13 protein-coding genes are annotated in these 11,936 nt (G+C 63.9%); 11 read left to right on the top strand and 2 right to left on the bottom strand.

Annotated features, from left to right (window positions below; all coding sequences use genetic code 11):
- Nucleotides 1–38 precede the first annotated feature (38 nt).
- The 11 genes from F3W81_RS15515 (at nt 39) to F3W81_RS15465 (ending at nt 9,748) form a co-directional block, all read left to right on the top strand.
- Entirely contained in the window at nt 39–1,604 is a 1,566-nt protein-coding gene (locus tag F3W81_RS15515; RefSeq protein WP_193080053.1) for an ABC transporter substrate-binding protein, read from the top strand.
- 66 nt (nt 1,605–1,670) lie between these two features.
- Nucleotides 1,671–2,672: an ABC transporter permease gene (locus F3W81_RS15510; RefSeq protein ID WP_193080052.1), complete on the top strand. Its 1,002-nt coding sequence runs from the start codon at nt 1,671–1,673 to the stop codon at nt 2,670–2,672.
- On the top strand, nt 2,669–3,544 hold the full coding sequence (locus F3W81_RS15505) for an ABC transporter permease (protein ID WP_193080050.1): 876 nt from the start codon (nt 2,669–2,671) through the stop codon (nt 3,542–3,544). The genes F3W81_RS15510 and F3W81_RS15505 overlap by 4 nt, the downstream gene beginning before the upstream one ends.
- A gap of 3 nt (nt 3,545–3,547) precedes the next feature.
- Nucleotides 3,548–4,549 (top strand): ABC transporter ATP-binding protein, encoded by a 1,002-nt coding sequence (locus F3W81_RS15500; RefSeq protein WP_193080048.1) that lies wholly within the window; start codon nt 3,548–3,550, stop codon nt 4,547–4,549.
- Nucleotides 4,546–5,535 (top strand): ABC transporter ATP-binding protein, encoded by a 990-nt coding sequence (locus F3W81_RS15495; RefSeq protein WP_193080046.1) that lies wholly within the window; start codon nt 4,546–4,548, stop codon nt 5,533–5,535. Before F3W81_RS15500 ends, F3W81_RS15495 begins: the two co-directional genes overlap by 4 nt.
- 183 nt (nt 5,536–5,718) lie before the next feature.
- Nucleotides 5,719–6,333 carry a ribonuclease D gene (locus F3W81_RS15490; protein ID WP_193080045.1) on the top strand — a complete coding sequence of 205 codons (615 nt, stop codon included), beginning with the start codon at nt 5,719–5,721 and terminating at the stop codon, nt 6,331–6,333.
- Nucleotides 6,334–6,345: 12 nt separating this feature from the next.
- A complete protein-coding gene (locus F3W81_RS15485; RefSeq protein ID WP_193080043.1) occupies nt 6,346–6,954 on the top strand; it encodes a hypothetical protein in 609 nt (202 codons plus the stop codon).
- Between the two features lie 6 nt (nt 6,955–6,960).
- Nucleotides 6,961–7,503, top strand: a complete 543-nt coding sequence (locus tag F3W81_RS15480; protein WP_226941709.1) for an LptA/OstA family protein — start codon at nt 6,961–6,963, stop codon at nt 7,501–7,503.
- 3 nt (nt 7,504–7,506) lie between these two features.
- Complete coding sequence (gene lptB / locus F3W81_RS15475; RefSeq protein ID WP_193080041.1) at nt 7,507–8,283, top strand: LPS export ABC transporter ATP-binding protein; 777 nt, start codon at nt 7,507–7,509, stop codon at nt 8,281–8,283.
- Nucleotides 8,284–8,663: 380 nt separating this feature from the next.
- Complete coding sequence (gene hpf, locus F3W81_RS15470) at nt 8,664–9,233, top strand: ribosome hibernation-promoting factor, HPF/YfiA family (protein WP_193080039.1); 570 nt, start codon at nt 8,664–8,666, stop codon at nt 9,231–9,233.
- A gap of 50 nt (nt 9,234–9,283) precedes the next feature.
- Nucleotides 9,284–9,748: a PTS sugar transporter subunit IIA gene (locus F3W81_RS15465; protein ID WP_193080038.1), complete on the top strand. Its 465-nt coding sequence runs from the start codon at nt 9,284–9,286 to the stop codon at nt 9,746–9,748.
- Between the two features lie 60 nt (nt 9,749–9,808).
- On the opposite strand, the gene F3W81_RS15460 is transcribed toward F3W81_RS15465, so the two are convergent.
- Both F3W81_RS15460 and F3W81_RS15455 read right to left on the bottom strand, forming a co-directional pair.
- Nucleotides 9,809–10,462, bottom strand: a complete 654-nt coding sequence (locus tag F3W81_RS15460) for a glutathione S-transferase family protein (protein ID WP_226941708.1) — start codon at nt 10,460–10,462, stop codon at nt 9,809–9,811.
- A 54-nt stretch (nt 10,463–10,516) separates the two neighbouring features.
- Nucleotides 10,517–11,935, bottom strand: coding sequence for a nodulation protein NodH (locus F3W81_RS15455; RefSeq protein WP_193080036.1), 1,419 nt, complete (start codon nt 11,933–11,935; stop codon nt 10,517–10,519).
- Between the last annotated feature and the right edge of the window lies 1 nt (nt 11,936).

The following is an 11,936-nucleotide window of genomic DNA, read 5'->3' as shown; positions in this document are numbered from 1 at the left end:
TACCTATAAGTAAAAATATAAACCAACAGGACCACCGCATGAAACACCTTCGTTCCTCCACTCTGGCCGCTGCCGTCGCTCTGACGCTCAGCGGGCTGTTCGCCCCGGCGCAGGCTGATACGCTGGTTGTCGGCACGACGCAGGTGCCGCGCCATTTCAACGGTGCGATCCAGTCCGGCATCGCCACCTTCATGGCCTCGGCGCAGATCTTTGCCTCGCCGCTGCGCTATGACGCCAACTGGACCCCGCAGCCCTACCTCGCCAAAAGCTGGGAGGTGGCGGACGACGGCCTGTCGGTCACCCTGCATCTGGTCGAGGGCGCGACCTTTCATGACGGTGTGCCGATCACGTCCGAGGATGTGAAATTCTCGATCATGACGATCAAGGCGAACCACCCGTTCCAGACCATGCTGGCCCCGGTCGAGGATGTGGAAACCCCCGATCCGCTGACCGCCGTGATCAAGCTCTCCAAGCCCCACCCCGCCCTGTTGCTGGCGATGTCGCCCGCCCTGATGCCGATCATCCCCGAACATATCTACGGTGAGGGCGACATCCAGCAGAACCCGGCCAACCTTGCTCCCGTCGGCTCGGGTCCGTTCAAGTTCGTCGAATACAAGCAGGGCGAATACTACAAGCTGGCCAAGAACGAGCACTTCTTCCTCGATGGTCTGCCCAAGATGGACGAGGTGATTGTGCAGATCATCGGAGACAGCGCCAACCTCGTCCTCGCGACCGAGCGTGGCGATATCGACATGGTGCCGTTCCTGTCCGGTGTGCGCGACGTGCAGCGCCTTGAAAAGGCCGAGAATGTCGAAGTCTCCGATGCCGGGTATGACGCCGTCGGCGCGCTGAACTGGATCGCCTTCAACACCAAGAAAGCGCCCTTCGACAATCCAGCGGTGCGTCAGGCCATCGGCTATGCCACCAACAAGGATTTCATCCTGCAGCGCCTGCTGGGCGGCGTCGCCAAGGATTCGACCGGCCCGATCACCGGCACCTCGCCGCTGGCCACGGAGGACGTCGAAAAATATGCCTTCGATCTGGACAAGGCCAAGGCCCTGCTGGACGAAGCCGGCCTGACCCCCGACGCCGATGGCATCCGCCTGCGCGCCACCATCGACTATATCCCCGGCATGGCCGAGATCGGCCGCAATGTCGTTGAATACATGCGCACCCAGCTGAAACAGGTCGGGATCGAGCTTGAAGTCCGCACCGCCCCCGACTTTCCCACCTGGGCGCAGCGGATTTCCAACTACGATTTCGACATGACCGAGGACAGCGTCTACAACTGGGGCGATCCGGTGATCGGCGTCGACCGCACCTATATCTCCTCCAACATCCGCAAGGGCGTGATCTGGTCCAACACCCAGCAATATTCCAACGCGAAGGTGGATGAGCTGCTGGCTGCCGCCGCGATCGAGACCGACCAGACCAAACGTGCGGCACTCTACAAGGAGTTCCAGCAGATCGTCGTCGCCGATGCGCCCATCCTCTACATCAACGAAGTGCCCTTCTACACCGCCTACAAAAAGGGTCTGACGCATCTGCCCGACACCATCTGGGGTGCCGTATCGCCCTGGGATGAGGTCGAATGGTCCAAGTGATCTGACCTGCCGCCCGGTCCCGCGAAAGGGACCGGGCCTCTCCAGCCTTTGCGACAGGACCAGCCCATGCCCCGCCTCGTCAAGAAACTCGCCTCAGCGATCGGCCTGCTTCTGGCCGTCGTCGTTCTGAACTTCCTGCTGATCCAGCTCGCCCCCGGCGATCCCGTCTCGGTCATCGTGGGGGAAATGGGCGGCGCTTCCGAGGATCTGATTGCCCAGATGCGCGCCGAATACGGCCTCGACAAGCCCGTCTGGCTGCAACTGCTGATCTACATCGGCAAGATCTGCACCGGAGATTTCGGCTTTTCCTACTACTTCAAGCAACCCGTGCTGGACCTGATCCTGCAACGCCTGCCTGCCACGATCCTGCTGGTGATCACGGCCCTGATCACCGCCGTGATCCTCGGCACCCTGATGGGCATCTTCTCGGCCCGCAAACCGAAGGGCGTCCTCAGCCATTTCGTCACCATCTTCTCGCTGGTGGGGTACGCTGCGCCAGTGTTCTGGACCGGGCTGATGCTGCTGATCGTCTTCGCCTCGATCTTCCCGATCTTTCCGGTCTCGGGCATGATGAACGTACGTGGCAATGCGACGTGGTACGGAGCGGTTTTCGATGTGCTGCACCATCTCGTCCTGCCCGCCGTCACGCTGGCCTCGATCTACGTTGCCACCTATTCGCGGCTCTCGCGCGCCTCGATGCTGGATGTCTTGGGCTCCGACTACATCCGCACCGCCCGCGCCAAGGGGCTGAGCGAACGCCGCGTCGTCTTCGGCCACGCCCTGCGCAACGGGCTGATCCCCGTCGTCACCATGATCGGCCTGCAGTTCGGCCAGCTCTTCGCCGGGGCGGTCCTTGTCGAGACGGTGTTCAACTGGCCCGGCCTTGGCCGCCTCGCCTATGAATCGATCCTGCGCCGCGACTACCCGACCCTGCTCGGCATCCTGTTCTTCTCGGCCATCCTCGTCATGGTCGCCAATATCCTGACCGACCTCGCCTATGGCAAGATCGACCCGCGCATCGGGGGCCGCCGTCGCAAGAAAGCCCGCCCCGCAGGAGCCCGCCCATGACCACCCTGCCTGATCCCATCGGCCCGAAACCCGCCCACCCGGCGACCGAGTTCATGCGCGCCTTTGCCCGCAACCAGTCTGCCATCATCGGCCTTATGCTGCTGGCCATCGTGCTGGGCACCACCTTCCTCGGGCCATTCCTCTATCCGGTCGACGCCTATTCCATGGTCGACCTGCCCTTCGCCCCACCGGGCGGCGACTACGCCCCCCTCGGCACTGATTATCTCGGCCGTGACATGCTGGCCGGCATCATCGAGGGCGGCCGCGCCACCCTCGCCGTCGGGGCCGCTGCGGCGGTGATCTCGGTCGTCATCGGCATCCTTGTCGGCTCTTTCGCGGGCTTTTTCGGCGGCGCCATCGACGCCCTGCTGATGAAGGTGACCGAGTTCTTCCAGATCCTGCCGACCCTGCTGCTCGCCATGGTGCTGGTGACGATCTTCGGCGCCTCGCTGGTCACCATCACCCTCGCCATCGGCGCGGTCAGCTGGCCCCAGGTCGCGCGCCTTGCCCGAGCCGAGTTCATGCGCATCCGCAAGCTCGATTACGTCGCCGCCGCCCGTACCTCCGGCGCGCGCAACGGCTACCTGATCTTCCGCGTTATCCTGCCCGCTGCCCTGCCGCCGCTGATCGTCGCTGCGGGCCTCGCCGTCGGCGCCGCCATCCTGTTCGAGGCGGGGCTGTCGTTCCTCGGCCTCGGCGATCCCAACACGATGAGCTGGGGCCTGATCATCGGCCAGAATCGCAACTACCTGCTGGATGCGTGGTGGACGGTGACCCTGCCCGGCGTTGCGATCTTCATCACGGTCCTCGCGATCTCGCTGGTCGGCGACGGCATCAACGACGCCCTCAACCCCAAACTGAGAAGGCGCTGAGCCATGCAGCCCATCCTCGAAATCAAGAACCTGCAGGTCGGCGTCGACACCGGCAAATCCGTGCAATCGGTGCTGGACGGCGTCTCGCTGCAACTCTTCCCCGGCAAGACGCTGGGGGTGGTGGGCGAGAGCGGCTGCGGCAAATCCATGACAGCGCTGGCGACGATGGGCCTGCTGCCCGACCGTTTCAGCGTCACCGGCGGTTCGATCATCTTGGCTGGCGAAGACCTGTTGGCGGCGAAACCCTCCCGCCTGCGCCAGCTGCGCGGCAACGCCCTGTCGATGATCTTTCAGGAGCCGATGACCGCCCTGAACCCCGTCCTGACCGTCGAACGCCAGATCACCGAGGTCATCGAGCTGCACCAGAAGAAATCCAGCGCCGAGGCCCGCGAAATCGCCCTCGAGATGCTGCGCGCCGTGCAGATCCCCGGCCCCGAAGAGCGCCTGATCGCCTACCCGCACGAACTCTCCGGCGGTATGCGCCAGCGCGTCATGATTGCCATCGCCCTCGCCTGCCGCCCCAAGGTCATCATCGCGGACGAGCCCACAACCGCCCTCGACGTCACCGTCCAGGCGCAGATCTTCCGCCTGCTGCGCGACCTGCAGATGCAGACCGAAACGGCGATCATGCTGATCACCCACGACCTTGGCGCGGTGGCAGAAATGGCCGATGACGTCGCCGTGCTCTACGCTGGCAAATGTGTCGAATCCGGCACTGTCGAGGCGATCCTCGGCGCCCCCGCCCACCCCTACACGCGCGGCCTGATGTCCTGCACCCCACGCCTGCGCCTCGGTGCCGCCGCCAACGATCCGCAGGCCGAAGGCTTGGGCGAAATCCCCGGTATGGTCCCGCCTTTGGGTCGCTTCCCCAAGGCCTGCCGCTTCGCCCCCCGCTGCGCACTGGCTGACGCGCGATGCCATGCCGAGCAGCCGCCGTTGGTCGACACGGCCCCCGGACACAGCGCCCTCTGCTGGAAAACTTCGCCCGAAAAGGCTGTCGCATGAAACCTCTCCTCGATGTGAAAGACCTCAAGGTCCACTTCCCCCTCGCCTCCGGCCAGACCGTCTACGCCGTCGACGGCGTCACCTTTCAGGTGAACGAGGGCGACAGCTTCGGCATCGTCGGCGAAAGCGGCTCGGGCAAATCCACCACCGCCCAGGCCCTGATGCGTCTGGTGGACCCGATCGAGGGCGTGATCCATCTCGACACTCAGGACCTCACGGCCCTCAGCGGCGACCCCCTGCGCACCATGCGTCACAAGATGCAGATGGTCTTCCAGGACCCCTACTCCTCGCTCAACCCGCGCCTGCGGGCAGGCCAGGCGGTGCGCGAACCGCTCGATCTCATGGGCCTCGGCCCGGTCCGGGGTCGCGACACCCGCGTCGACGAGATGTTCACCCAGGTCGGCCTGCACCCCGATGCCAAGCGCCTGTTTCCGCATCAGTTCTCCGGCGGCCAGCGCCAGCGCCTGTGCATCGCCCGTGCCATGGTGACCGAACCGCGCCTGATCGTCTGCGACGAACCCGTCTCGGCCCTCGACGTGGCGATCCAGGCCCAGATCCTCAACCTGCTGAAACGGCTGCAAAAAGACAAACGCCTCACCTATGTCTTCATCTCTCACGACCTTGCCGTGGTGCAGCACATCTGCACCCATGTCGCCGTGATGTACCTCGGCGAATTCGTTGAACAGGCCCCGACCGGCCAACTCTTCGCCGCCGCCAAACACCCCTACACCTGGTCCCTGATGGCCGCCGCCCTCTCCCCCCATGACCGCTCCCGCGCCGGCGCCCGCTTCACGGTGACGGGCGAGCCGCCCTCCCCCATCGACCCACCCAAAGCCTGCCGCTTCGCCGGGCGCTGCCCCTTCGCCACCGACCGCTGCCGCACCGAAAAACCGACCCTGCGCGATTTCGGCCTAGGCCACCGCGTCGCCTGCCACTACGCAGGCGAACTCACGCCCCCGCTCCCCGAACTCGCCGCCACCGCCTGACACCAAACCACCCTCCCCGGACTTCTTCTTGCTGAAATACTCCGGGGGGGGCGCCCATGGCGGCGGGGGCAGCGCCCCCTCTCCCCTCGAAACAGGCGCTTTCCCCCGATTGCAGTGCATCCACGGTTTGCATCCACACGCCCGAGCGACTAGATCAAGTGCCAGTCAGCAAGGACATGGCCCGTGACCAATCACCTCTACCAGAATGATCTGCCCGACGGCCTCGACCTTGGTCCCGTCGTCGCGATCGATTGCGAGACCATGGGCCTGAACCCGCACCGCGACCGCCTCTGCGTCGTGCAGATGTCGGGTGGCGACGGCCATGCCCATCTGGTGCAGATCGCCATCGGCCAGACCGAGGCGCCCAATCTCTGCGCCCTGCTGACCGACCCGCAGGTGCTCAAGCTCTTTCACTACGGTCGCTTTGATATCGCGGCCATGTTCAACGCCTTCGGTGCCCTCGCCGCGCCGGTCTATTGCACCAAGATCGCCAGTAAGCTGGTGCGCACCTATACTGACCGGCACGGCCTGAAGAACCTGACGCAGGACCTGCTGCAAACCGATATCTCCAAGCAACAGCAGATGAGCGACTGGGGCGCTGCGAAACTGACCAATGCCCAGCTCGATTACGCGGCCTCGGATGTGCTCTACCTGCACCGCCTGCGCGACGCCCTCAATCTGCGGCTGGAGCGTGAGGGGCGGCTCGACCTCGCCCAATCCTGTTTCGACTTTCTGCCCACCCGCGCGCGTCTCGACCTCGCCGGCTGGGCCGATGTCGATATCTTCGCGCATATGTAGGGGATCCGGCAGGTGGCACGGTCCGCAAGATCCTATTCCCGCGCGGTGGCATGGCTCAAGGTCATCCTGCCTCTCAGCGCCATCGGCATCCTGTCGACGGTTTTCCTGCTGTCGCGCAGCCATGACCCGAACGCCTCCCTGCCCTATTCCACGATTGATCTGCGGGACGCCGCGCGCAACGAGCGTGTGACCATGCCCAGCTTTTCCGGCACCAATGAAACCGGCGATCTGATTGCCTTCACCGCCGACACCGCCCGCCCCAATGCCGCAAATCAGCAAGAGGCCGACAATGTCGCCGCCAAGATCGACCTCACCTCGGGTCAGACGATCACCTTCGTCGGCGATCACGGCATCATCGACCAGCCCATCGACACGGCCACGCTGCTGGGCGGCGTCGTCATAACCTCGTCCACCGGCTACAAGATCCTGACCGAAGCCCTCGACTCCGGGATGCGACAGGTCCATGCCGAATCCAAAGGTCCGATCAGCGGCGATGGCCCACCGGGCCACTTTTCCGCTGGCCGGATGACACTGACATCCGATCCCGCAACCGGGGATGCGTATTTGGTTTTCACCGAAGGTGTGAAACTGGTATACGACCCCGGCAAGCCTCAGGAGTAACCCCCTTTGCCCGCTGTTGACATGGCTGTGAGCCGCCCGTTCCGCGCCATTGCGATGGCCAGCCTTGCCGCCCTGTCGCTGGCGCTTCCCGCAGCGCTGCTGATCGCCCCTCCCGCCCTTGCGCAGGAAACCAGCGTCAGTTTCGGCACCGGCAGTGGCGACACCAAGGCCCCGATCAACGTCGATTCCGACACGCTTTCGGTCAGCCAGACCGATGGCACCGCCGTGTTCGAGGGCAACGTCAAAGTCGCGCAAAACGACATGAAGCTCTCGGCCCCGCGCGTGCTGGTGGTCTACAATCAGGCGGGCGACGAGATTGACCGCCTCGAAGCCACGGGCGGCGTCACCCTTGTCAGCGGCGAAGACGCCGCCGAAGGGGATCGTGCCGACTACGACGTCGTCAACGGCAATATCGTGATGCGTGGCAATGTCCTGCTGCTCCAGGGCAACAGCACCATCGCGTCCGAGGTGATGCACGTCGATCTCGACTCCGGCTCTGCCCGGATGGAAGGACGCGTCCGCACGATCCTGCAAAGCGGCAAGGAATAATTCATGGCGTCTCGCCCAACCGCGGAGACCACCGCGCCTGCTGTCGCGACCGGCACTCAGGGCCTCAGGATCGAAGGCCTGCAGAAATCCTACAAGAAGCGCGTCGTCATCCGTGACGTCACCATGTCCCTCGACCGGGGCGAGGTTGTTGCGCTGCTGGGGCCGAACGGCTCGGGCAAGACCACCAGTTTCTACGCCATCGCCGGTCTTGTGGTGCCCGAGGGCGGCAGCGTCACGCTGGACGGCGTCGATGTGACCGGCCTGCCGATGTATCGCCGCGCCAAGCTTGGCATCGGCTATCTGCCGCAGGAGATGTCGATTTTTCGCGGCATGAACGTCGAAGACAACATCGCCGCCATTCTCGACATCACCTACAGCGACAACCACAAGAAGCGCGAGCGCCTCGAAGAGCTGCTGTCGGAATTTTCCATCGAGCATCTGCGCCGCGCCCCCGCCATGGCCCTCTCGGGGGGCGAGCGTCGCCGTGTCGAGATCGCCCGCTGTCTGGCGGCGGAACCGAAGTATCTGCTGCTTGATGAGCCTTTCGCCGGGGTCGACCCGATTTCTGTGCAGGATATCCGTCACCTCGTCTCCGACCTCAAGAAACGGGGAATCGGGGTGCTGATCACCGACCACAACGTCCGCGAAACGCTTGAGATCGTGGACCGCGCCTACATTCTGCACGACGGCAAGGTTCTGATGTCCGGAACCCCCGAAGAAGTCGTGCAGAACGACAACGTGCGCCGGGTCTATCTGGGCGACAGCTTCAGGATCGGCTGAACCTTGCATCCGATGTCGGGCGAATAGCTGAAAACCGCTGATGCTGCCGCGCCTTACGCGGTTTGCGCAGGCCCCGCAAAAGGCCAGCGCTGCAAGGCTGCGGCGGCTGAACCACAGCGAAATCCACGACAAATCGGCGCGAAACGGCTAAGGTTCCGGCAACCCATCACAGCACATTTCATTGACAGGTATGGGCCTCTTATCCTCAAATGATGTCATGACAGTAACACGTTACGCCATAGTCACATCCGGCACCCGCTTTGGCGGTATTACCCGGATCATGGCGCCGGGTCTGTCATTTTTCCGCAGCATCCGGACCTGAGAATTCCGGCGGCCTTTGCCGCTGGATCACGCCCGGATTGTCATGAAGAGGAGACGGTATGCGCTACCAAATCACAGGCAAACAGATTGATATCGGCGACGCCCTGCAGACCCACGTCAAGGACGGTCTGGGCACCGCTGTTGCCAAATACGCCGAACGGCCGACCGATGCGCAGATCACTTTTTCCAAAAGCGCCCACGAATACATCTGTGAGGCCACTGTTCACCTCAGCACCGGGCTGACGGCCCAGGCCAAGGCGCGCGCGCCGGAAATCTATGCTGCATTTGAGGCATGTTCCGAGAAAATGGAAAAACAGCTGCGCCGTTACAAGCGCAGGTTGAAGGATCACCACAAATCGCGTGTCGAGCCGGTTGAACTTCTGGGCGCCTCCTCATATATCCTCGCCTCGGACGAGGATCACGGGGATTCGGAGCCGGAAACGCTTACACCCGTTATCGTCGCAGAGATGGAGACGCAGATTCCCTCGCTCTCAGTCGGCGAAGCCGTCATGCATATGGAACTCGCCGGTGCTCCGCTTTTGGTTTTCCGCAAGGATGGCAAAGACGGGATCAACGTCGTATATCGGCGCGACGACGGAAATATCGGCTGGATCGATCCGCGCAGCTAGACATCAGGGCTCGCCCAAAGCGGGCCCTCTCGAAGCAGACAAGAGGCAGGATGAAACTGTCACAGATTCTAAAGCCGGAGGCGATCAAGGTGATCGCATCGGCTTCCAGCAAGAAACGCCTCTTGCATGATATCGGGGAACTGGCCCAGTCCGCACACGGACTGGACCAGAACCGCGTTGTCGAAGCATTGCAGGAGCGTGAAAGCCTTGGTCCCACCGGAGTCGGTCACGGGGTTGCGCTGCCGCATGCGCGCCTGTCCGGCATCGACAAGGTTCAGGGCGCGTTTATCGTGCTGGAAAGACCTGTTGATTTCAACTCGATCGACCGGCTTCCGGTCGACCTGATCTTCGCGCTTTTCGCGCCCGAAGAGGCAGGGGTCGAACACCTCAAGGCTCTGGCCCTGGTGTCGCGCAGTCTGCGCGATGTGGCGTTGTGCAAGAAACTGCGCGCCAATCAGGACGCCGCGACGCTTTATGCGATCCTGACCTCGGACCAGAACATGCAGGCCGCCTGACCGCAGGTGTGCCAGAGCACCGAAAAAGGGCCCGCAGGGACCCTTTCGCGTTTTCAGTCCTCAGGCATAGGCGTAGGGCCCGCCCTGCGCCAACGCCGCCTGATAGGCGGGCCGCGCGTGGATGCGCTTCAGCCAGGCCATCGTCGCGGGGCGTGAGCTGTTCAGACCAGCCCTGCTGCGCGCGGCCTCCAGCGGAAAGCTCATCATCACATCGGCACCGCCGATGTCGTCCCCCGAGAACCACTGCCGCGCCGCCAGCTCGCCCTCGACGAAATCGAGGTGGTTGTCGATCATCGGCTGCACCTTCTTCATGGCGAACCGCCCCATCACCGGCACCCGCCCCATGACCAGCTTCAGCACCAGCGGCGGCATCAGCGATCCTTCGGCATAATGCATCCAGTATTGATAGCGCAGATCCGCCGCGGCCTCGCCCGGCGCGCCCATCCGCCCGCCCGCCTTGGCTATCAGGTAATTCACGATCACGGCGGTTTCGGCCACGGTCAGGCCGGTCTCCTCGTCCACGATCACGGGTGACTTGCCCAGGGCATGCACCTTTTTCAGCGACGCCGGGGCCAGCATCGTCTTGGAATCACGCTGATATCGCGTGATCGTATAGGGCAGCCCCAGCTCCTCCAGCAGCCACAGGATACGCTGCGACCGCGAGTTATTCAGGTGATGAACGGTGATGGAAATGATCCGGCCTCCTGCTGGCACCACAGGCCCGCTGCCGGGCCCTTTGCAGCAGCGTCGCACTCAGGCCCCGGCGCGTCAACGCTCCCCCTGCCAGGGGCCAAAGCCAAACAGCATGTAATCGCGCTGATACAGATCGGCGACGCGGGCCTCGACCTCGTCGTCATAGATCACCGCCAACCCATAGGGCAGATCCGGCGCCCCGTCGCACAGCAGCGGCGGCACCGGCCCCGATGTTCCGGCGCTGCGCGCCAGGGCCGGCAGCGCCACCTCCATCTCGTCCTCGCGCACCAGCTGATCCGGCAGGGCGAATTGCGCCATCCCCTCCAGCACTGCCGCCTGCGTGGCCCAGTGCGGATCGACCCGCAGCCCGGACTGCCCCGCCAGATTGACCTTCAGAAAATCGAGGAACGCCAGAAACCCCGCCCGGTGATGGCGCGGCGCATAGCCCGGATCGACCACCTCAGGGATGGCCAGCTTGAAGCGCTGACGCAGCACCTTGCGGATCTCCAGAAAGGCCCCCGGCCCGGTCGACAGGATCTTGTCGCAGAACACCGCATGGGCGCGCACGACCGGATGGCGCAGCACGGCAAAGCTGCGATGACCGGGGCGCGATCGCTTCCACTGGCGCAGGCTTTTCTGGTGAAAACCCTCCTCCAGCGCGCCACCGTTCAGCTGGGCAAGCCACTGCGTCACATCCGCCTCCGGCCCGCCCTTCACCGGCATAAAGAGCAGCCCGCCCCCGGCGACAAAGGACGGCACCTGCGGCCCGCGTCGCGGCTCAAAGTTCGGCGTGCGCGTCAGGTTGAAGCGATCCAGCCGCGCCAGCCCCTCCTCCATCTGCGCGAAATTCCCAACCTTTTCAGCCAGAGCAGCGGGGTTTTGCACCTTCAGGTTCTGATCCAGCGTCTCCAGACGCCCCTCGACCCCCAGATAGGCGGCGAGGCCATTCATCACCGCGACATCCTGCAGATCCTCGTAATCGAGGTAGAAGGCCGTCTGCCCGCTGACCTGCAGGGCGTTCAGCAGCCGGATCTGAAAGGCCTGAAGCGTGCTCAGATGCGCCTCGAACTCCACCGCGTCGAATGCCACCGTTTCCTCGCGGCGACGGCGCACATCGGTCAGCTTCCATTGCCCCGTGGCCTGCGCGATCTTCCAGCTGACATAGCTCTCCGCCGGGTTGCGCGTCAGGATGATCTTGGCGCAGGCCCGGTCCGCCAGAACCAGCTCCAGCGCGCGGGCATCGTGGTCATGAAAAAACCGGAAGCCGTTCAGCCCCGGCGCCTCTCGCACCCTCTCCAGCAAGAGACCCGGGTCGCGGTCACGCTCGGCCTGCCCCAGCCCGAGGCAGCTGTCCTTGTTGGGATAGCCGATGAAATGCGGATTGAACGCCTCGCCCAGACAGCTCACGCCCTCCAGAGCATTCAGGTTGGCCTCCAGGAAATTGGACCCGGTGCGCATTTCCGCAAATACGACGAAAGAGGTAAACTGGGGCATC

Origin of the sequence: Pseudooceanicola spongiae (assembly GCF_014899185.1) — a bacterium.
GTDB lineage: Bacteria > Pseudomonadota > Alphaproteobacteria > Rhodobacterales > Rhodobacteraceae > Pseudooceanicola > Pseudooceanicola spongiae.
The sequence above is the reverse complement of the archived record's forward strand: the minus strand, read 5'-3'. Positions and strand labels throughout refer to the sequence as shown.